Annotated in this window: 16 protein-coding genes and 1 riboswitch; of the genes, 13 read left to right on the top strand and 3 right to left on the bottom strand. The window is 67.8% G+C overall.

Annotation, left to right across the window (positions count from 1 at the left end; all coding sequences use genetic code 11):
• Window positions 1-572: 572 nt before the first annotated feature.
• Genes ftsY through DSD19_RS19965 form a run of 3 tightly spaced genes read left to right on the top strand, consistent with a single transcriptional unit; the run spans window position 573 to window position 3,538 of the window.
• Window positions 573-1,964, top strand: a complete 1,392-nt coding sequence (gene ftsY, locus DSD19_RS19975) for a signal recognition particle-docking protein FtsY (RefSeq protein ID WP_207802497.1) — start codon at window positions 573-575, stop codon at window positions 1,962-1,964.
• Between the two features lie 51 nt (window positions 1,965-2,015).
• Window positions 2,016-2,921, top strand: coding sequence for an EamA family transporter (locus DSD19_RS19970; protein WP_113670853.1), 906 nt, complete (start codon window positions 2,016-2,018; stop codon window positions 2,919-2,921).
• Window positions 2,922-2,926: 5 nt separating this feature from the next.
• On the top strand, window positions 2,927-3,538 hold the full coding sequence (locus DSD19_RS19965; protein WP_075784924.1) for an inner membrane-spanning protein YciB: 612 nt from the start codon (window positions 2,927-2,929) through the stop codon (window positions 3,536-3,538).
• A gap of 71 nt (window positions 3,539-3,609) precedes the next feature.
• On the opposite strand, the gene DSD19_RS19960 is transcribed toward DSD19_RS19965, so the two are convergent.
• On the bottom strand, window positions 3,610-4,314 hold the full coding sequence (locus DSD19_RS19960; RefSeq protein WP_113670852.1) for a glutathione S-transferase N-terminal domain-containing protein: 705 nt from the start codon (window positions 4,312-4,314) through the stop codon (window positions 3,610-3,612).
• 37 nt (window positions 4,315-4,351) lie between these two features.
• Window positions 4,352-5,296, bottom strand: a complete 945-nt coding sequence (locus DSD19_RS19955; RefSeq protein ID WP_075784926.1) for an alpha/beta hydrolase — start codon at window positions 5,294-5,296, stop codon at window positions 4,352-4,354.
• 118 nt (window positions 5,297-5,414) lie between these two features.
• Window positions 5,415-5,493: riboswitch (SAM riboswitch) on the top strand.
• 47 nt (window positions 5,494-5,540) lie between these two features.
• Here DSD19_RS19955 and metZ point away from each other — a divergent pair.
• From metZ to DSD19_RS19940, 3 genes are all read left to right on the top strand, one after another.
• Complete coding sequence (metZ, locus tag DSD19_RS19950; protein ID WP_113670851.1) at window positions 5,541-6,710, top strand: O-succinylhomoserine sulfhydrylase; 1,170 nt, start codon at window positions 5,541-5,543, stop codon at window positions 6,708-6,710.
• Between the two features lie 112 nt (window positions 6,711-6,822).
• Complete coding sequence (gene folE2, locus DSD19_RS19945) at window positions 6,823-7,926, top strand: GTP cyclohydrolase FolE2 (RefSeq protein WP_113670850.1); 1,104 nt, start codon at window positions 6,823-6,825, stop codon at window positions 7,924-7,926.
• 42 nt (window positions 7,927-7,968) lie between these two features.
• Window positions 7,969-9,417, top strand: a complete 1,449-nt coding sequence (locus DSD19_RS19940) for a TrkH family potassium uptake protein (protein ID WP_081382059.1) — start codon at window positions 7,969-7,971, stop codon at window positions 9,415-9,417.
• Between the two features lie 68 nt (window positions 9,418-9,485).
• On the opposite strand, the gene DSD19_RS19935 is transcribed toward DSD19_RS19940, so the two are convergent.
• Window positions 9,486-11,225 (bottom strand): serine protease, encoded by a 1,740-nt coding sequence (locus DSD19_RS19935; protein WP_113670849.1) that lies wholly within the window; start codon window positions 11,223-11,225, stop codon window positions 9,486-9,488.
• Window positions 11,226-11,407: 182 nt separating this feature from the next.
• Here DSD19_RS19935 and DSD19_RS19930 point away from each other — a divergent pair, with 182 nt between their 5' ends.
• The 7 genes from DSD19_RS19930 to glmM all read left to right on the top strand — a co-directional run bounded on the left by DSD19_RS19930 (window position 11,408) and on the right by glmM (window position 21,500).
• Window positions 11,408-12,352: a glycine--tRNA ligase subunit alpha gene (locus DSD19_RS19930; RefSeq protein WP_113670848.1), complete on the top strand. Its 945-nt coding sequence runs from the start codon at window positions 11,408-11,410 to the stop codon at window positions 12,350-12,352.
• A gap of 9 nt (window positions 12,353-12,361) precedes the next feature.
• A complete protein-coding gene (gene glyS, locus DSD19_RS19925; RefSeq protein ID WP_113670847.1) occupies window positions 12,362-14,524 on the top strand; it encodes a glycine--tRNA ligase subunit beta in 2,163 nt (720 codons plus the stop codon).
• A gap of 74 nt (window positions 14,525-14,598) precedes the next feature.
• Window positions 14,599-17,160, top strand: coding sequence for a putative PEP-binding protein (locus DSD19_RS19920; RefSeq protein WP_075784933.1), 2,562 nt, complete (start codon window positions 14,599-14,601; stop codon window positions 17,158-17,160).
• A gap of 266 nt (window positions 17,161-17,426) precedes the next feature.
• A complete protein-coding gene (locus DSD19_RS19915; protein WP_243628167.1) occupies window positions 17,427-18,026 on the top strand; it encodes a cell wall hydrolase in 600 nt (199 codons plus the stop codon).
• 98 nt (window positions 18,027-18,124) lie between these two features.
• On the top strand, window positions 18,125-19,075 hold the full coding sequence (locus DSD19_RS19910; protein WP_075784935.1) for a dihydroneopterin aldolase: 951 nt from the start codon (window positions 18,125-18,127) through the stop codon (window positions 19,073-19,075).
• Window positions 19,076-19,114: 39 nt separating this feature from the next.
• Window positions 19,115-20,134 (top strand): dihydropteroate synthase, encoded by a 1,020-nt coding sequence (gene folP / locus DSD19_RS19905; RefSeq protein ID WP_075784936.1) that lies wholly within the window; start codon window positions 19,115-19,117, stop codon window positions 20,132-20,134.
• Window positions 20,127-21,500 carry a phosphoglucosamine mutase gene (gene glmM / locus DSD19_RS19900; RefSeq protein WP_113670845.1) on the top strand — a complete coding sequence of 458 codons (1,374 nt, stop codon included), beginning with the start codon at window positions 20,127-20,129 and terminating at the stop codon, window positions 21,498-21,500. The genes folP and glmM overlap by 8 nt, the downstream gene beginning before the upstream one ends.
• Window positions 21,501-21,560 lie beyond the last annotated feature (60 nt).

Genomic DNA, 21,560 nt, shown 5'->3' with positions numbered 1-21,560 from the left:
GGACGGGGCAGGCAGGAGGGGACATGGCGTTTTTCAGCAAGCTCAGGCAGCGGCTCGGCAAGTCGTCCTCGAAGATCGAGCAGGGGCTTGAAGACATCGTGCGCGACGGCGGCCGCGAGGAAGAGCTGGATGCTTCCGCGTCCGAGACGTCTCCGTCCGACCTTTCGTCGTTCGACCCGTCCACGTCCGGCGCGGCTGCACCGGTCGATCTTGCGGGCGATCCGACGGACCCGCTGTCCCCAGCTCCGGAGGCCGGGCAGGCCAGACCTGAATGGGCCGCCGAGCCCGAGGCGCCCGAACCCGCAGAGGAGCCGGTTCGCCCGGCCCCGCTGGTCCTCGGCGCGGCCGAGGCCCTGTCCCGGCCCGCGACGTCGCCGGAGACCGTGCCGGAGACCGTGCCGGAGGCCGGGCGCGCGTCCGACCCCGCCGCGTCCGCGCCGGAGATCCCGGAGCCCTCGAGTGACGCGGCCGACGAGAAGGGCGCGCCGGAGCCCGAGGCTCGGGAACCGGGCAGGGACGAGCCCATGGCCCGCGCGCCCGAACCCGACGAGACTGCGGAGGTTGCCTTTGGCATGCCTTCGGAGCCTGAACCCGACTCCCTGCAAGATGCCCGGATCGACAGTGCGGCCGAGGCGCCTGCCTTCACGATGGCCGATCCCGCACCGTCCCCCGACCTGCCGCCCGAGACCCCCGCGCCGGAACGTGAGACGGACCCCGAACCCGAGCCCCAACCCGCGCCGGAACCCGAGCCAGAGCCGGTTCCGGCGCCCGACCCTCTGCCGGAGCCCGAACCGGAGCGCGAGCCGGAACCGACCCCGCCGTCCCGGCCGGAGCCGCAGCCCGAGCCTCTGAACATCCCGCCGGGGCCGTCCGAGATCCCGCCGGAGCCGCCGCAGGAACTGCCCGGCTGGCCCGAGGAGGTTCCGCCCGCCGCGCCGGAGGAGATCCCGTCGGACAGCCCGCCGGAGGTGCCGGGCCAGCTGGGGGCGGCGCCCCTTGCCGCGCGCGACGCGATGCCGGACGACGCGCGGCACGAGACCGACGACGCGCCGGAGGACGAGGCCGGCGGCCCGCGCCGGGGCTTCTTCGGGCGCATGTTCTCGCGGACCGAGCAGAAGAAGACGGTGATCCGCCGCGAGCTTGACGATGCGATGCTGGAAAGCCTCGAAGAGCTTCTGATCTCGGCCGATATGGGGGTCGATACCGCGCTGCGGGTGACCGCCAACATGGCCGAGGGCCGGTTCGGCAAGCGGCTGTCCGTCGACGAGATCAAGGAATTGCTGGCCCGGGAAATCACCCGCATCATGGAGCCGGTCGCGCGGCCGATGCCGCTTTATCCCAAGAAGCCGCAGGTGGTGCTGGTGGTCGGCGTCAACGGGTCGGGCAAGACCACCACCATCGGCAAGCTCGCCAGCCAGTTCCGCGACGCGGGCAAGTCGGTGATCGTGGCCGCGGGCGACACTTTCCGCGCGGCGGCGGTCGAACAGCTTCAGGTCTGGGGCCAGCGCGCGGGGGTGCCGGTGATGACCGCGCCGCAGGGCGCCGACCCGGCCAGCCTCGCCTTCGACGCCATGGCCCGGGCCGAGGCCGAGGGCACAGACCTTCTGATGATCGACACCGCCGGGCGGCTGCAGAACCGGCAGGACCTGATGCAGGAACTGGCCAAGATCGTGCGGGTGATCCGCAAGCGCGACGAGACCGCGCCGCATAACACGCTGCTGGTGCTGGATGCGACCACGGGGCAGAACGCGCTGAGCCAGGTCGAGATCTTCCAGAAGCTTGCCGATGTCTCGGGATTGGTGATGACCAAGCTTGACGGCACCGCCAAGGGCGGCGTTCTGGTGGCGTTGGCCGACAAGTTCGGCCTGCCGATCCATGCCATCGGCGTGGGCGAGCAGATCGACGATCTGGCGCCGTTCGAGCCGGAGGACTTCGCCAACGCGTTGGCGGGTCTCGATGGCTGATCCCCGGCGCGACCGCGGGCGCGGCGATGATCGGCGGAGGCGCTGGCGGCGATGACCGACTGGATTTCCGCCATCGAGGGAACCGAGGCCGGGCACGATCTGGCGTTGGTGCTGGCGCTGTCGGCGGCGGTGCTGCATGCGGTTTTCGGGGCATTGCAGAAGGGGCGGCACGACCCCTGGCTGTCGCGGGGCGCGATCGACTTCTCCTACGGGGCGATGGCCGCGCCGGTGGCGCTTTTCGTGGTGCCCTGGCCCGAGCCCCATATGTGGCCGATCTTCGCGGGCGCCTTTGCGATCCATCTGGCCTACAAGATCGCCCAAGGCTACACCTATACCAAGGGCGCCTATACGGTCGTCTATCCGGTGGTGCGCGGCACCGGGCCGCTGTTCACGGTAATCGGCGCCTGGGCGCTGTTCGGCGAGGTCTTCCAGCCGATGCAATGGCTGGGTGTGGGGGTCTTGCTGGCCGGGATCTACGGTCTGGCCATCTATAACCTGCGGCACTGGACCACGAATCGCGAGACCCTGAAGCCTGCGCTGGCGCTGGCGGTTCTGACCGGCGGGTTCGTCGCGGCCTACACGACCTTCGACGCCTACGGCATCCGGGCGACGGCAGATCCCTTCACCTTCCTCGCGTGGTTCTTCTTCATCGACGGTCTGACGGTGATGCCCTGGCTGGCGCTGATGCGCTGGCGGCAGATGCCCGACCCGCCGGCGGCGGGACCGCTGATGCTGCGGGGCCTGGCGGGCGGGCTTGTGGCCTTCATGAGCTTCGGCGCGGTGATGATGGCCACCCGGCTCGACAAGGTGGGCGAGGCGGCCGTGCTGCGCGAGACCTCGACCGTGTTTGCGGCCTTGATCGGCTGGCTGGTCCTGGGCGAGAAGGTGGGGCCGCGGCGGCTGGCGCTGATGACGCTGATCGCGGCCGGGGCGGTGATTGTCGAGATGGGAGGCTGAGGCCGATGGCCGAAAAGCGCAAGATCAATGCAGGGCTGAAACTGGCGCTGGAACTGGGGCCGATCGTGGCCTTCTTCGTCGCCTACCTGCGGCTGCGCGACCGGACCTTCACCATCGCGGGCACCGAATACGAGGGCTTCGTGCTGGCGACGGCGGGGTTCATTCCGCTTCTCTTGATCACGACGGCGATCCTCTGGGTCCTGACGCGGCATGTCTCGAAGATGCAGATCGCAACGGCGGTCCTGGTCGTGGTGTTCGGCGGGCTGACGGTCTGGCTGAACGACGAGCGGTTCTTCAAGATGAAGCCGACCGCGATCTACACGCTCTTTGCCGCGGTGCTGGGGGTGGGGCTTCTTCGCGGGAAGTCCTATCTGCAATATGTGCTGGACGAAGCGGTGCCGCTGGAACGCGCGGGCTGGATGATCCTGACCCGCCGGCTGATGCTGTTCTTCGTCGGGCTCGCGGTGCTGAACGAGGTCATCTGGCGGACGATGTCGACCGATATGTGGGTCAATTTCAAGACCTTCGGACTGACCGTCGCGATCTTTGCGTTCTTCATGGCGCAGGGGCGGCTTTTCAAACGCTATGGTCTCGAGGACGGCAAGCGCGACGGTTGAGCCGGGGCCAAAAATCTTCTGCGAAGATTTTTCGTCCAGTCCCGGCGTCAGCTCCGGTCAGTCCGGTCCGCCTAGCCTCTGCGGAACAGCATCGCCTGGGCCTTGCGGTCGGTGCTGAGATCCGACCGCTTCTCGGCGGCAAGCGCGCGGCCGCGCTGCACCCCGGGCCGGGCGGCCACGCGGTCCAGCCAGCGCGCCATGTTGGGTTTGTCGTCCAGCGTCTGCTGCTGGCCTTCCCAGTTCGAGGCCCAGGGCCAGATCGCCATGTCGGCGATCGAGAAGAAATCGCCGGCCACGAAATCTGCGATTGCCAGCTGCCGGTCGAGCACGCCGTAAAGCCGGGCCACTTCGCTGCGGTAGCGGTCCTTGGCATAGGGCAGGTCCTGCGGCGGCTCGAGGCTCGGCGCGTATTTCAGGAAATGGTGGGCCTGACCCGCCATCGGCCCCAGCCCGCCCATCTGCCACATCAGCCACTGGTCGACCGCGATGCGCTCGCGTTCGGTCCGGCCGCAGAACTGCCCGGTCTTGCGCGCCAGATATTGCAGGATCGCGCCCGATTCGAAGATCGAGACCGGCGCGCCATCGGGTCCGTCCGGGTCGATGATCGCTGGCATCCGGTTGTTCGGCGCGATCTTCAGGAAGTCGGGCTTGAACTGGTCGCCCGCGCCGATATCGACGAGATGCAAGGTATAGGGCAGCGCCATTTCCTCAAGCGCGATGGAGATCTTCCAGCCGTTCGGGGTGGGCCAGTAGTAAAGCTCGATCTCGGATGTCATAGGGGTCTCCTGGGGGGTCTCCTGGTCCGCTTTGCGCTCAGGATGGGGCGTTCCCGGCGAAGGGCAAGGGCAACTCGACCCGAGGCAGCGCAAGAAGGCGTGACCAGCGGGCCGCGGGGGCTTCGGGCAAGCGGGTTCGCAGCAGCTCGTAGGGCAGGTCGCCCCGGATCAGGGCGGCGTAAAGTGCCAGCATCCCGGGCCGCACATAGGGGCTCCAGTGGCAGATCCGCCGGTCGGGCGGTGCCACCCTGTGGCCGAGGCCCGCCAGGGTCGCCAGCGTCGGGGCATCGTCGATCCGCAGATCCGCCCAGTTGACCTGCGCGGTCCCCAGCCCCCGACCCAGGGTCGGGCCGTCGCCGCGCCGCGCCACGAACCGTTCGAGCAGCCAGTCGTAAAGGTCGTTCTCGCCGCTGGTGACGTTCAGCACCCGCGCCTGCCGCCCGGCCGTCGAGCGCAGCGCGGTCTGCGCCTGCGAGGCGAATTCGGCGGGCGCCATCAGCACCGCATGGCCGACCGCCTCTGTACCGAGCGCCGCCATGGCCGCCAAAGCCACCCGCGCGCCCAGCGAATGGCCCAGAAGATCGACCCGGCGGTCGGGGGCGCGCAGCCGGATCGCCTCGATCAGCCGGGCCAGCGCCACGCCCGCCCGCGCTGCCTCGTCATAGGCGCGCCAGACATTGCTGCCCGATTCCCAGCCGAAGGCGATGCACAGGCCCTCGGACCGGCTCTGACCGGTGAAGCCAAGCGCGCGCGGCCAGGAGACCGCCTTCCAGCAGCGCTCGTCGGGGTCGAGGGCCAGGATGTGCCGGTGCGGGCTCAGCTCCGGGACGCTCGGACTGAATTTGAGCCCATGGATCAGCACCGCAACGGGCGCGCGGGGCGGCAGCCCGGCCAGCGCCCGGTCGAGCAGCAGACCGAGTCCGGCCGCGCCGCCTTGGGGCTCGGGCCGTTCTCCGGCGGCGTTGACCTGGACGAGGGGCATCCCGACCGCTCCGAAAATCTCTTGCGGCCGTTCGATAGAAAAGCTTTGAAACAAGCCCGTGAAGCCGCTGTTACATGTGCATGACGATGCTTGACGTGCCGACATGCAGCGCTTACCCAATGCCTCACGTGGCGATTTGTTCACCGGATTGCGGGCCACGTTAAACATTCCGCTAAAGAGGTCGGAGCTTGTCCCCGGCGTCTGAGGCGATTCGGGGATTTGTTTTGCGCAGGAGGCGCGCTCCATGGACCGGGACTGGACGAAACGCACGCGGGCGGTGCACGAGGGCGCGCGCCGCAGCCAGTTTGCAGAGCTTTCCGAGGCGATCTTCCTCACCCAGGGCTTCGATTATCCCAGCGCCGAGGCCGCCGAGGCGCGGTTCGAGAAAGCCGCGCGCGACGAGTTCATCTATGCCCGCTATGGCAACCCGACGGTCGCGATCTTCGAGGACCGGCTGGCGATGATCGAGGGCGCCGAGGATGCCTTTGCCTGCGCCTCGGGGATGGCGGCGGTGAACGGCGCGTTGATGGCGCTTTTGAAGGCGGGCGACCGGGTGGTGGCGGCCCGGGCGCTGTTCGGGTCCTGCCTTTACATCCTCGAGGAGGTGCTGGGCCGCTTCGGGGTCGAGGTGGTGCTGGTCGACGGCACCGATCTCGAGGCCTGGCGGCGCGCGGTCACGCCCGGCACGGCGGCGGTCTTCTTCGAGATGATCTCGAACCCGGTTCTCGAGGTGGTCGACCTGTCGGCGGTGGCCGAAATTGCCCATGCGGCCGGAGCCAGGGTGATCGTCGACAACGTCTTCGCGACGCCGGTCTTTTCGCGCGCCTTCGAGCAGGGCGCCGATCTGGTGGTCTATTCGGCGACCAAGCATATCGACGGGCAGGGGCGCTGTCTGGGCGGCGCGATCCTTGGCCCGCGCGAGATGATCCGCGGGCCCGTTCAGACCTACATGAAACATTCGGGCGGCGCGATCAGCCCGTTCACCGCCTGGATCATGCTGAAGGGTCTGGAAACGCTCGACCTTCGGGTTCGCGCCCAGGCGGCGGGCGCGCGGCTGATCGCCGAAGCGCTGCAGGACGACCCTCGGTTCGCCCGGGTGATCTATCCGGGGCTCGCGAGCCATCCGGGGCACACGCTTTTCCCCGAGGGCGGGACGCTGCTGGCGCTCGATCTCGCAGGTGGCAAGGAGGCCGCTTTCAAGGTCTTGAACGCGCTCGATATCTGGCGCATCTCGAACAATCTTGGCGATGCCAAGAGCATCATCACCCATCCCGCGACCACGACCCATCAGAACCTGCCCGAAGAGACGCGGTCGGTGCTGGGGATCGGTCCGGGGCTCTTGCGGCTCAGCGTCGGGCTGGAAGATCCGGCCGATCTGCTGGCCGATCTGCGCGCGGCGCTCGATACGCTTTGAACCGGATATCCGGCAGCGGGCGCGATCCTGCAAAATCTGGAAAATCGTCATGGACTTTCCGACCTCCGCGCCCATCTTGAAGGCATGGCGAAGCCGAGAAGGGGACAGCCCGATGAACGTTTTCAGCCGCGACCTGGACCGCGAGCCCACCCGCGCCGAGGCCGAACGCGCGCTTGCGCTGCTGCGCGACTGGGCCGGATCGGCCTCTGACGCCGAGATCGAGACCCTCGATCCGGCGCTCGCCCGCCTTCTGCCCGGGCGGCCGGTCTCGGACTATCCGGCGCTGAGCCGCGCCTATCCCGAGGCTTTTGTCGCCGACGACACCTACAAGGCGACGCTGCCCGATCTGCAGAACGGTCCGGCGAGCCTGATCCGCGGCGCGCGGCGTCCGATCCAGCATGTCGGGATTTCCAACTTCCGCCTGCCGATACGGTTCCATACCCGTGACAACGGCGATCTGACGCTGGAAACCGCGGTCACCGGCACTGTCAGCCTCGAGGCCGAGAAGAAGGGCATCAACATGTCCCGCATCATGCGGAGCTTCTATGCCCATGCCGAACGAACCTTCAGCTTTCAGGTGATCGAGGCGGCGCTGGCCAGCTACAAGACCGACCTCGAAGCCTTCGACGCGCGCATCATGATGCGCTTCTCGTTCCCGATGTCTGTGCGCTCGCTGCGCTCGGGGCTTGACGGTTTCCAATATTACGACTTCGGGCTCGAACTGGTCGAAACGGCGGGAAACACCCGTCAGATCATGCATCTGGACTATGTCTACAGCTCGACCTGCCCCTGCTCGCTTGAACTTTCCGAACATGCACGGCGCGAACGCGGGCAACTGGCCACGCCGCATTCCCAGCGCTCGGTGGCACGGATCTCGGTGGCGCTCGAGCCCGGCGGCGACTGCCTCTGGTTCGAGGATCTGGTCGAGCTGTGCCGCAGCGCCGTGCCGACCGAGACCCAGGTGATGGTCAAGCGCGAGGACGAACAGGCCTTTGCCGAGCTGAATGCCGCCAATCCGATCTTTGTCGAGGACGCGGCGCGGCTCTTTGCCGAAGCCCTGTCGGCCGATCTGCGGATCGGCGATTTCCGGGTGATCGCCAGCCATCAGGAAAGCCTGCACAGCCACGATGCGGTCAGCGTGCTCACCGAGGGGCCAACCTTTGCGGCCGAAAGTCTCGACCCCAAGCTGTTCTCGACCCTGATCCACGCCCGCTGACTGCGCTTGACAGGCCGGGGCCGCGCCGCCAAGCCTGCGCTCATGCTGGACCTGCGCCCTGTCGGATATGTGATCGGTCTGCTCGTGGCCGTGCTCGGTGTCACGATGCTGATCCCGATGGGGGTCGATCTCTGGGACGGCAACCCCAACTGGTCCGCCTTTCTGGAATCGGCGCTGGTGACCGGGCTGACCGGCGCGATGGTGGCGCTGGCCTGCGCCAGCGGGTCGGATGGCGGGCTGTCGATCCGGCAGACCTTTCTGCTGACGTCGGCGGTCTGGCTGGCGCTGCCCGTCTTCGCGGGCCTTCCCTTCGTGCTGGGCCTGCCCGAGGCCCGTCCGGTCGATGCCTTCTTCGAGGCGATGTCGGGGCTGACCACCACCGGGGCCACCGTCTTCACCGGGCTCGACGCGCTGCCCCGGGGCACGCTGATGTGGCGCTCGATGCTGCAATGGTTCGGGGGCATCGGGATTATCGTGGTTGCCATGGTCTTCCTGCCCGAACTCAAGGTCGGCGGCATGCAGATCTTCCGGTCCGAGGCCTTCGAGACCGGCGGCAAGGTGCTGCCGCGCGCGGTCGAGATTGCGGCGCAGATCTCGGGGATCTACCTCTTCCTGACGATCGCCTGCATGCTGTGTTTCACCGCCGTGGGCATGCCGCTTTTCGACGCGCTGAACCATGCGCTGACCACGGTGTCGACCGGTGGCTTCTCGACCCATGACGCGTCGTTCGGGCTGTATCAGGGGGTGCCCGAATACGTGGCCTCGGTCTTCATGGTGCTGGCGAGCCTGCCCTTCGTGCGCTACGTGCAGCTTCTGGCCGGGCAGGCGCGGCCGATCCTGCGCGACAGCCAGATCTGGACCTATCTCTCGGTGATTGCGGCCTTCGTGCTGATCATCGCCGCGTTCCGGGTCTTTGCCAATGGCGACCATTACGAACACGCCTTCCGCGAGGGCGTCTTCAACGTCACTTCGATCATCTCGGGCACCGGGTTCGCCAGCACCGATTACCAGCTTTGGGGGGCGCTGCCGGTGATCCTGTTCTTCTTCATCGGGCTGATCGGCGGCTGTGCGGGCTCGACCGCCTGTTCGATCAAGATCTTCCGCTATCAGTTGCTGTTTTCGGCGATCCGGGTGCAGATCAAGTCGATCTACGCGCCACACGGGATCTTCCAGCCGCGCTATGACGGGCGGCGGGTCGACGAAGACGTTCTGTCCTCGGTCATGTCCTTCTTCGTCTATTTCGTGGTGGCGCTGGGCATCGTGTCGGTCCTGCTGGGCGCCACCGGGCTCGATGCAACGACGGCCCTGTCGGGGGCCGCCACGACGCTGGGCAATATCGGGCCGGGGCTGGGCGATCAGATCGGGCCGTCGGGCAATTTCGCGGGGCTGAACGATATCGCCAAGTGGATCCTGTCGATGGCGATGTTCGTGGGGCGGCTGGAACTGCTGGTGGTCTTCGCGATCTTCACCGTGCAGTTCTGGCGGGCCTGAGCGGCCAGGCCGGAAGGGCGCCAGACGGGGCCGGGGCACCGACGGATGTCAGCGCCCCGGGCAATGGTTCAGTTCCAGCAGGACACCGGAACGGTCATGTCGGCCGCGCGGCGCGACAGAACGGCGGGCGGCAGCGCGCCGGTTGCGGCCGAGGCCCGCGGATCGACTCCGTTGGCCGACAGGAACGCGCCCACCGCCGCCGCATCGGCCGCGTAACGCACCGAGTCGGGCAACTGGCGCGCGCCCCCGGCCGGGGCCAGAAGCACGCCCAGAACCGCGCCGGACGCATCAAGCACCGGGCCGCCGGTGTCGCCGGGCAGCGCGTCGATTTCCAGCCGGTCGACCGTCTCTTCGCCGCCGAGGCCCCTGAGATCGGCCAGCACGCCGAAGGTCAGCACCGGCAGGTCCAGCACCTCGCCATAGGAAAAGCCCGCAACCGCGACGTCCGACCGCAGCCGCGGCACGCCTGGCGCGAATTCTGCAAAGCCGATGGGGGCCAGCGTCCGCGTCGGAGTCAGCAGGGCCAGGCCCTGGGCCGGGTCGGTCGCCGCCAGCCGCATTTCCAGTTCCGGGCCGATGGTGATCCGGCGGCAGGCGTCGAGCCCGTTGGTCGTGGTCAGGACCGTGCCTTCGGGATCGACGAAGAACCCCGAATGGGTCGCATCGGGCTTGCGCACGTCGAGCCCCGACAGCATGTCGGCGCGCTGCTCTGGCGTGGCTTCGCCCAGCGTCTCATCGAGGGCGACGTTCGGCACGGATTCGAGGCTGTCCTTCATCATCGCGACCGCGCGCTGCATCAGCCGCGAATCCTCGGACGGGGTCCAGATCAGCGAAAAGCCCTTGATCATCCCGCCGGTCAGCACCGCGTAGCTGTAGGATTCCAGCCGGTCGTTGCGTCCGGTCAGGGTGAAGTTCTGCGAGTTGCGTTCGCGCGCGCCTTCCAGCGGCACGATCTCCAGCGTCTGCATGATGTCGTAAAGCCCGTAAAGCGTCGACTGATCGCCCCGCTCGCTGATCAGAAGCGCCTTCACCCCGCTGCCGCCGCGGCTTGCGTAATGCACGAAGGGCGGTTCGTAGCGGTCGAACTGCACCAGGCCCATCGGCATCTCGAGGCGAATGCCGGCCTCGGGCTCGTCGACCGGGGTCATCCCCAGACGCGCGATCTGTGCCTGATAGCCGCCGACCAGTTCGGCCCGCTGGCGCGAGGTCAGAACGCCGGTCGCCTCATAGCCCCGCGCGGTCTGCCAACTGGCCATGGCGTTGCGCGTGCCGGGGCCGAAGGCGGCGTCGATGGTCGAGGTGTAGAAACCTTCCCATTTCAGCGCGGTCTGGATCTCCATCCGGCCCTGGGTGTCGAGCCGCGCCTCGGACTGGCGGGCCTCGAACGGGGTCTCGTCGGGAAGCTCGGGCATCGCCACCGGCTGTGGTTCGGCCGCGGCGGGGGCCGCCGCTTCGGTCGCCGGGGTGTCGGTCGATGGCGTGCCGGCCTCTGCGCCGACCGGCCAGACGCGCCGTTCGTAATTGGCGCCGTCGGCGATGAAGGTATCGGCCGGCACCAGCCCGCCAGCCTTGAAGCGCGCCAGTTCGGCCTCGGCCTCGGCAGAGGGGAAGGGGCCTACGGCAATGGTGTACCAGCCCGAATTCAGACGGTAGGCCCCGACATCGGGCAGGATGGCCGCATAGGCCCGGGCACGCTCTTCGGCTTCGCGCAGCGTCGGATGGGCCTCGACCTGCACCCAGGCGCGATCCTGCGCGGCGGCAGGCAGCGCCGCCAGCAGCACGAAGGCGATCGTTGCGAAAATTCTCATCAGTCCTGTAAACCTTGTCGTGTATTTTGCTATCGCCCCTGCGGCGAATCTGTCGCGACCCTAGCAGGAACCGGGTTTAATGCACGTCTAACAAGCCCCTTTCGTGTCGGGTTGATTGACCCTGTTGCATCGCTTGCCTATTGAGGCGCAGTCATCCACCGGCACAGGGGATTTAGGGCGCCATGAGCGACGGCAAACCGCGCAGTTTCCAGGAAATCATCCTCAGGCTCCAGACCTACTGGGCGTCCAAGGGCTGCGCGATCCTGCAGCCTTACGACATGGAAGTCGGCGCGGGCACCTTCCATCCGGCGACCACGCTGCGCTCGCTCGGGACGCGGCCCTGGGCGGCGGCCTATGTCCAGCCCTCGCGGCGGCCGACCGACGGGCGCTATGGCGAGAACCCCAACCGGATGCAGCATTATTACCAGTATCAGGTGCTGATCAAACCCAGCCCGCCGGACCTGCAGGAGCTGTATCTGGGCTCGCTGGCCGCCATCGGCATCGATTTCGACTATCACGACATCCGCTTCGTCGAGGATGACTGGGAAAGCCCGACGCTCGGCGCCTGGGGGCTGGGCTGGGAGGTCTGGTGCGACGGCATGGAAGTCAGCCAGTTCACCTATTTCCAGCAGGTCGGCGGCCATGACTGCCATCCGGTCTCGGGCGAACTGACCTACGGGCTGGAGCGGCTGGCGATGTATGTGCTGGGCATCGACCATGTGATGGATATGCCCTTCAACGACCCCGATGCGCCGATCGCGTTGAAATATGGCGACGTGTTCCGGCAGACCGAGGAAGAATACAGCCGCTGGAACTTCGACGTGGCCGACACCGACAAGCTTCTGCAGTTCTTCGAGGCGGCCGAGGCCGAATGCGCCCGCATCCTCGATCAGCCGGCCGAGGACCCGCGCAGCGGCAGGCGGATCGTCATGGTGCACCCAGCCTATGACCAGTGCATCAAGGCCAGCCATTTCTTCAACCTGCTGGACGCGCGCGGCGTGATCTCGGTCACCGAGCGGCAGGCCTATATCGGGCGGGTGCGCGCGCTGGCCAAGCGCTGCGCCGACGCCTTCGTCGAAACGAAAGCCGGCGGCTGGACGGGCAATGCGCCCGAGGCCGCGAACTAGAGACGCCCCATGCCCGACCTTCTGATCGAACTTTTCTCCGAGGAAATTCCGGCGCGCATGCAGGCCGGGGCACGCGAGGCGCTGCGCCAGCGGGTGACCGACGGTCTGGTCGAGGCGGGGCTGAGCTATGCCCATGCCCGCGCCTGGTCGACGCCGCGCCGTCTGGTGCTGGCCATCGAAGGGCTTTCGGCCCGCAGCCCCGACCTGAAGGAAGAGCGCAAGGGCCCCCGCGTCGATGCGCCGGAAAAGGCGCTTGAGGGCTTCCTGCGCTCGACCGGGCTGACGAAAGAGCAGCTTGAGGCCCGCGACGACAAGAAGGGTCAGGTCTGGATCGCGGTGATCGACAAGCCCGGCCGGGACGCGGCCGAGATCGTGGCCGAGGTGCTGGAGGGCGTGATCCGCAGCTTCCCCTGGCCCAAATCCATGCGCTGGGGCGCGGGCAGCCTGCGCTGGGTTCGGCCGCTGCAGTCGATCCTTTGCCTGCTGACGACCGAGGCCGGGGCGAAGGTCGTCCCGCTCGACATCGACGGCATCCGCGCGGGCGACACCACCCGCGGCCACCGCTTCATGGCGCCCGAGCCGTTCCGGGTAACGGGCTTCGAGGATTACGCGGTCAGGCTCAAGCGCGCCAGGGTGATGCTCGACCAGGACGAACGCGCCGAACAGATCTGGCATGACGCCACCAATGCGGCCTTTGCGCAAGGTCTTGAGGTGGTCGAGGACAAGGGCCTTCTGACCGAGGTCGCGGGGCTGGTGGAATGGCCCGTGGTGCTGATGGGCGCCATCGGCGAGGCCTTCCTGGACCTGCCGCCCGAGGTGCTGCAGACCTCGATGAAGGAGCACCAGAAGTTCTTCTCGGTCAAGGATCCGAAGACGGGGCGGATTGTTCGATTTGTGACAGTCGCGAACCGGGAAACCGCCGATAACGGCGAAACCATCCTCAAGGGCAACGGAAAAGTGCTATCCGCGCGCTTGTCGGACGCGGCCTTCTTCTGGGGCAACGACCTTGCCGTGGCGAAGGCCGGCATGGAAGACTGGCGCGACGCGCTGACCCATGTGACCTTCCAGAGCGCGCTTGGGAGCCAGGCCGACCGGATCGCGCGGATCGCGGCCTTGGCCCGCGAGATCGCGCCGATGGTGGGCGCCGATCCCGATCTGGCCGAGCAGGCCGCAAAGGTCGCCAAGCTCGATCTGGCCTCGCAGATGGTCTATGAATTCCCCGAGCTTCAGGGCCTGATGGGCCGTTATTACGCGGCGGCCGCGGGCCTGCCGGCCGAGGTCGCCGAGGCCTGTGCGCTGCATTACAAGCCGCTTGGCCCGTCCGACGAGGTCCCGACCGCGCCGGTGTCGGTCGCGGTGGCGCTGGCCGACAAGCTGGACACGCTGACCGGCTTCTGGGCCATCGACGAGACACCCACCGGGTCCAAGGACCCCTTCGCGCTCCGCCGTGCGGCGCTGGGGGTGATCCGTTTGGTGCTGGAGAATGGGCTTAGAGTGGCTTTGAACACGACAGTGACTGCAATATTCCAAGCTCGTATGATCATGGAAGCAACCGATCAGGAACGTCCAGAGTTTCAATCGGCTTTGTTCGCAGCCCTGCTGAATAAAAATAAGGGCGATTTTTTTGGGCTAGCTCAAGCCAAGTCCGCCGACCTGCTCTCCTTCTTCCACGATCGTCTCAAGGTGCACCTGCGGGCGGAGGGCATTCGGCACGACGTGATCGACGCATGCCTTGCGATGCCCTGCAACGACGACCTCACGCTGCTGGTGAATCGCGCGCAGTCGTTGAACGCGGTACTGACGACCGAGGATGGCGAGAACCTCGTGCAGGGCTTCAAGCGCGCCAACAACATCCTGACCCAGGCCGAGGAAAAGGACGGGGTCGAATACTCGTTCGGGGCCGACCGGAAATTCGCCGACGACCCGGCCGAAGCCGCGCTGTTCGACGCGCTCGACGCGGCCGAGGCGGCCATCGGCCCGGCGATGGAGGCCGAGGATTTCGCGAAAGCCATGGCCGCCATGGCCGCACTTCGGGCTCCGATCGACGCCTTCTTCGAGGCGGTTCAGGTCAATTCCGACAATGAGATCATCCGTCGCAACCGGCTCAATCTGCTGCATCGCATCCGCGCGACCTGCGGCAGCGTGGCGGATCTGACCCGCATCGACGGCTGAACGCCGCAGCGTGACGCTTTGCTTGTCAGATTCCGCCATCGGCGTATGCTGCAGCATGGGCGAAGGATGCTGCGGTGCGGAAACTCACGGATATCGTTGACTTTACCGAGATAACGCCGGACGCGGCCATCGCCGCGGACCGCCATGGCGGGCGGGCGAAATGCCTGCAACGCCTGATCCGCATCGACCTGCCGGTGCCGCGGACCGTCGCCCTGTCCTTCGAGGCCGTGCACCGCATCGCGCTGGGCCAGATGCCCGATACCGAGGCCCTTCTGGCGGTTTTCGGCGCGGCGCCCCTGATTTCGGTCCGGCCCAGCTCGCAGGACCCCGACTGGGGAGGACCGGCCTCGATCCTCAATATCGGCATGAACGACGCACGCCATACGGCTCTGTGCGAGACCCATGGCGAGGCTGCGGCCAACGCGCTGTATCTGCGCTTCATCCAGGCCTATGCGGTCCATGTGGCGCGGCTCGACCCCGATCTCTTCGAGGCCGAGGGCTATGCGGGCGAAACCTTGCGCGCCGCCCTCGAGGCCTATGCCGAAGAGGCCGAAGAGCCGTTTCCGCAGGATCCCGCGCGGCAGTTGCAGGAAGTCCTGCGATCCATGGCACGGGCCTGGGAGGGGACCACGGCGCGGCTTTTGCGGCAGGCCAAGGGCGCACCGGCCGAGGCCGGGCTGGGGCTTGTGGTGCAGCAGATGGCGCTGGGCCTCGGACCCGAGGAAAGCGGCTCGGGGGTGATCCAGTTCGTCGACGGGACCACCGGACAGCGGCGCATCACCGGGCGGTATCTGGGCCAAAGCCAGGGCCGCGATGCGGTCAGCCGCCAGAAACAGGCGCTGTTTCTGACCCGCGATCCGCGCGGTCCGGCGCTGGAGGATCGCTGCCCCGATCTTTTCGCCCGGCTCAAACGGTTCGGCGAGACCTGCCGGATCAATCTCCGCGAAGAGATGCAGATCGAATTCACCATCGAGGCCGGGCGGCTCTGGGTTCTGGACGCGGTGCGGGTGCAGCGCAGTGCCCGCAGCGCGGTGCGGATCGCGGTGATGCTGGCCGATGAGGGGATCATCGCCCGTGAAGAGGCGCTGGCCCGGATCGAGCCGCGCGCGGTCAGCGAACTTCTGCACAGCCAGGTCGATCCGACCGGGCGGCGGCCGGTGATCGCGCAGGGCATCGCCGCCAGCCCCGGCGCGGCGGTGGGACGGCTTGTGTTCGGGTCGGCCGCGGCGCAGGCCAGCGCGGCGCGGGGCGAGGCCTGCATTCTGGTGCGGCGCGAGACCACGCCCGAAGACATTCGCGGCATGCATGTGGCGGCGGGCGTGATGACCGAACGGGGCGGCATGACCAGCCACGCGGCGGTGATCGCGCGAGGGCTGGGTGTTCCCTGCGTCGTCGGCGTGTCGGATATGCGGCTGAACCGCCGTGACGGCGTGCTGATCACCTCGGACGGGCGCAAGTTGCATGAGGGCGATGTCGTCACGCTTGACGGCACCAACGGGCAGGCGCTGCTGGGGGAGGCCAAGATGCTGCCGCCCGCGCTTGACGATGCGTTCCATGCGCTGATGGGCTGGGCCGAAGCGGCCTGCGACATCGGCGTCCGTGCCAATGCCGACACCCCCGCCGATGCCGAGACCGCGCGCCGGTTCGGGGCGGACGGGATCGGGCTTTGCCGCACCGAACATATGTTTTTCGAACATGACCGCCTGACGGTCATGCATGAGATGATCTTTGCCGCCGGCCCCGAGGACCGGGGCACCGTGCTGGAGCGCCTGCTGCCGATGCAGCGCAGCGATTTCATCCGGCTTTTCGAGATCATGCAGGGGCTTCCGGTCTGCATCCGGCTGTTCGACCCGCCGTTGCACGAGTTTTTGCCGCAATCGCGCGAGGGCATCCGGGAACTGGCCGAAGCGCTGGACCTGCCGCTGTCCGACGTGACCCGGCGGGTTCAGGCCTTGTCCGAATTCAACCCGATGCTGGGGATGCGGGGGGTCAGGCTTGGGATCGCCGTGCCGGAGATCTACGATATGCAGGCCAGGGCGATCTTCGAGGCCACGATCGAGGCCCGGCGCAAGGGCCAGTCCATCGTGCCCGAGATCATGATCCCGCTGGTTTCGGCGATGCGCGAGGTCGAACTGGTCAAGACCCGCATCGACTCGCTGGCCGCCGCAGTGCGTACCGAACGGGGGGTGGATTTCGCCTTTCGTCTTGGCGTGATGGTCGAGACGCCGAGGGCCGCGCTTCGGGCGGGCGACATCGCCCAGCATGCGGCCTTCCTCAGCTTCGGCACCAACGATCTGACGCAGATGACCTATGGGCTGTCGCGCGACGATGCCGGGCGCTTCATGGGGTCCTATGTCAAGCAGGGCGTGTTTGCCGAGGACCCGTTCCACGTGCTCGACACCGAAGGGGTCGGCGAATTGCTGAGCATCGGCGCCGAACGCGGCCGGAAGGCCCGGCCCGGAATCGTGCTGTCGATCTGCGGCGAACATGGCGGCAACGCAGATTCGATTGCCTTCTGCCGGACCGCCGGATTCGACTATGTTTCGTGCTCGCCGTTCCGGGTGCCGGTTGCGCGACTGGCCGCCGCGCAGCTGGCTTTGGGGGCAGCCCGCCGCCCAAAACATGGGCGTTATTGAATCAATGGGTTAGGGGGCATTCTTCGGGTTTCAGGCGAGGTGTCATGCGCAAGTATCTGCCGAAATTCGATCTTCCCTGGGTTGCAAAATAGCCCCCCTGATAGACATTTGAGCCATTTTGACTTAAACGGCCGCCTCAGGGCCGACCAAGGTCCTGCGTTCTGTAGGTCAGCGGTGAGGGGCAAATGGGTCGGGTAAGCGTTCGGGTCGCGGGTCTCGCGGCGGCCGCAGCTTTCACATTGGCCGGGTCGGCTGTCCTGGCAGAGATGACCGGATCGCAGTCGAACGATCCGACGGCGGTTTTGGGAGACAATCTCGCCCGGCTTCTCGGGGCCGAACGCGCCGGTCTGCAGCGGGTCGGCCAGCGCCGGATCAAGCGGCTGGCCGCGCCCTCGAAGGCCCGGGAGGCGGTGCGCTACGACCCGAAATGGCTGGACGCGTTGCCGCAGGCCCATGGCGCTGCGCCTTGGAAATGCCTGACCGAGGCGCTCTACTTCGAGGCGCGGGGCGAGACGGTCAAGGGGCAGTTCGCTGTGGCCGAGGTGATCCTGAACCGCGTGGCCTCGCCGCTTTATCCCGACAACGTCTGTGCCGTGGTCAATCAGGGCACCGGTCAGCGCAACCGCTGCCAGTTTTCCTATACCTGCGACGGTCGTGCCGAACATGTGTCCGACCAGCGGCTGTATGCCCGGCTTGGCAAGGTCGCGCGGCTGATGCTGGATGGCAGCCCGCGGGTGCTGACCGGCGGCGCGACCCATTATCACAATCACAGCGTCGATCCGAACTGGGCGCGGCGCTTTGCCCGCACGGCCTCGATCGGGCAGCATGTGTTCTATCGCCAGCCCGGCGCGCTTGCGGCGAACTGAGCGCCGAGCCGTCGCATCCGTCTGGCAGGAAGACGCCCCCGGGGTGTTCGAGCCCTCCGTTTCCGCCTATGACGAGGGGCAGCCTGCCGGAGAGCCCGATGACCGATGAAATCCGCCTTGCCTTCGCCCACCCGTCCGCGCGGGCCGAAGCGATGGACCCCGCGCGCCCGCCGCGCGACCGGATCTCGCTGCGAGATCATGTGGTCGCGGTCGAGATCGGCGCCTTTCAGGCCGAACGCGGCTCGACCCAGCGGGTGCGCTTCAACGTCGTGGTCGAGGTGCGGCCCAATCCCGCGCCGCTGGAGGACGACGTCGACCGGGTGCTGTCCTATGACCTGATCGCCGATGCCATCGCGGCCGAGCTGTCCTCGGAACGGCTGAACCTGCTTGAGACGCTGGCCGGGCGGATCGCCGAGCGCATTCTTGCCGCGCCACAGGCGATGCGGGCCTTCGTGCGGATCGAAAAGCTCGACCGCGGGCCGGGCGCGCTGGGCGTCGAGATCGTGCGCGACCGCGCGCCCGATCAACCGCGTCCGGTCCCCGTTGCGCCCGAGCCGGAACCGGCCCTGGTGCCGCTGGTCGTCTATCTGACCAATGAGGCGCTGGCCGCGCCCGATCTGCCCCTTTGGCTCGACCGCTGGCAGGCTGGGCCACGGCCGCTTGTGCTTTGCGTGGGCGCGGCCGAGGCGCCCGCGCCGCGCGCAGGGGTGGCGCTTGCGCAACGCCGGATCGACCTGCTGGCCATCGAACAGAACGCCTGGGTGCTGGCCGGGCGCGATCCGCGCTGTGTGGTGCGCGGCAGCCGGACCGAGATCGACTGGGCGATGAAGCATCGCCAGATCAGCGTCTGGGCGCCCTCGAAGATTGTGCTCGACGCGGTCGAAAGCCCCTCGGCCAGTCCGCGCGACGCGCTGGCGCTGGCCTTGTGGTTTGCCGAGGGGCTTCATGCCGAACAGATGCTGGTGATCGGCGAGGATGTGCCCGAACACGACCCGCGCGGGCTTGACGTGCGCTATGTCCCGCCCGCGGCGGTCGCGACCGGGATCTGACGGCTTGCCAAGCGACGCCCGTTGGCAGATCAACGGCCCATGACACGCTATTTTCGCCCTATCGTCCAGACCGATCCTGCCCGCCCCGCCGACGCCCTGACCCTGGCGGGTGGCTGGGGCTGGTTCGCGATGGCCGAGGTTCTGGACCGGTCCGAGCCGCCGCGGCTGGTGCCGGCGCGCGCAATCCCCGAGGAATGGCGCATCGCCCTGACAGCGCCGCGCCCGGCCATCGCCGGGCTGACCATGGACCGTCCGCGGCTGATGGGCATTCTCAATGTCACGCCTGACAGCTTTTCCGATGGCGGGCAGCACGACCGGCCCGAGACGGCACTGGCCCATGGCCGCGCGCTGGCCGAACATTCTGACATTCTCGATATCGGCGGCGAGTCGACCCGGCCCGGTGCGGCCGATGTGCCGGTCGCCGAGGAAATCGAGCGGACCGCACCCGTCATCGCGGCCCTGCGCGCCGCCGGGGTCGCGCGACCGGTCTCGATCGACACCCGCAAGGCCGCGGTGGCCGAAGCGGCGCTGGCGGCAGGCGCCGACATGGTCAATGACGTCGCGGCGCTGGGCTTCGATCCGGATCTGGCGGGGGTGACGGCGCGGGCGGGCGCGGCGGTCTGCCTGATGCATGCCCAGGGCGACCCTGCGACCATGCAGAAGGACCCGCATTACGATCACGTGCTGCTCGACGTTTACGACTTTCTGGTCGAGCGGGTGCGGGCGGCGCTGGCGGCGGGTATTCCGCCCTCGCGCATCGTCGTCGATCCCGGCATCGGCTTCGGCAAGACGCTGGCCCATAATCTGGCGCTGCTGCGGGGGCTGAGCCTCTTTCACGGACTGGGCTGCCCGGTGCTGCTGGGCGCCTCGCGCAAGCGGTTCATCGGCACCATCGGCGGCGCCGAGCTGGCGGCCGCGCGGGGACCCGGCTCGGTCGCGGTGGCGCTGGCCGCCATCGGGCAGGGGGTGCAGATCCTCCGGGTGCACGACGCGGCCGAGACGCGGCAGGCGATGCGGCTCGACGCGGCGGTCAAGGGCATGGAGCTGGGACATGAGTAGACAGATCTTCGGCACCGACGGCGTGCGCGGCCGCGCCAACAGCCATCCGATGACGCCCGACATGGCGCTGCGGCTGGGCCAGGCGGCCGGGCGCTATTTCCGGACCGACGGGCTCAACCGGCACCGCGTGGTGATCGGCAAGGACACGCGCCGGTCGGGCTACATGCTGGAAACCGCGCTGACCGCCGGGCTGACCTCGACCGGCATGAACGTGCTGCTTCTGGGGCCGGTGCCGACGCCGGCCGTGGGCTTTCTGACCCAGTCGATGCGGGCCGATCTGGGCATCATGATCTCGGCCAGCCACAACCCGCATGAAGACAACGGCATCAAGTTCTTCGGCCCCTCGGGTTTCAAGCTGTCGGACGAGGCCGAAGCCGATATCGAGGCGATCCTGCAAGGCGAGATCGCGCTGAGCCAGCCCGCCAATATCGGCAGCGCCAAGCGGATCGACGACGGGCTCTGGCGCTATGCGGAATTCCTGAAGACGACCTTCCCGCGCGGGCTTCGGCTGGACGGGCTGAAGGTCGTCGCCGATTGCGCCAACGGGGCGGCCTACCGGGTGGCGCCGACCGTGCTGTGGGAACTGGGCGCCGAGGTGGTGCCCGTGGGCACCGAGCCGAACGGCTTCAACATCAACCAGAAATGCGGCTCGACCCATCCCGATACCGCGGCCGCTGCGGTGGTGGCCCATGGCGCCGATCTGGGGATCTGCCTCGACGGCGATGCCGACCGGGTGATGATCATCGACGAGACCGGCGCCGTCGCCGACGGCGACCAGATCATGGCGTTGTTCGCCGAACGCTGGGCGGCGCAGGGGCGGCTGCGCGATGGCACGCTGGTCGCGACGGTGATGTCCAATCTTGGGCTCGAGCGGCATCTGGAGGCGCAGGGGCTTCGGCTTGAGCGCACCGCGGTCGGCGACCGCTATGTGGTCGAGGCGATGCGCAAGGGCGGCTGGAACCTTGGCGGCGAGCAGTCGGGCCACATCGTGATGACCGATTATTGCACCACCGGCGACGGGCTGCTGGCGGGGCTGCAATTTCTCGCGGCGATGGTCGAGACCGGGCGTCCGGCCTCGGATCTTGCGCGCCGTTTCGACCGGGTGCCGCAATTGCTGAAGAACGTCCGCTATGCCGCCGGGGCCGACCCGCTGGGCACGGCGCCGGTCAAGGCCGCCATCGCCGAGGCCGAGCACCGGCTGAACGGACATGGGCGGCTTCTGATCCGCAAGTCGGGGACCGAGCCGCTGATCCGGGTCATGGCCGAATGCGAGGATGACACGCTCCTGACGGACGTTGTCGAGGAAGTGGTGCACGCGGTCGAGGCGGTGACCGCGAAAGGCGCGGCGGGACTGGCCGGGGTCTGATCCTTCCGCGCGGCCGTTCGCCAGGGAGAAAGCGGCAGGGAACGCGTTCAGCCCCGAACC

Origin of the sequence: Rhodovulum sp. BSW8, from assembly GCF_003314725.1 — a bacterium.
In the GTDB taxonomy this organism is placed as follows: Bacteria; Pseudomonadota; Alphaproteobacteria; order Rhodobacterales; family Rhodobacteraceae; genus Rhodovulum; species Rhodovulum visakhapatnamense.
This window is presented reverse-complemented; position numbering and strand designations above follow the sequence as displayed.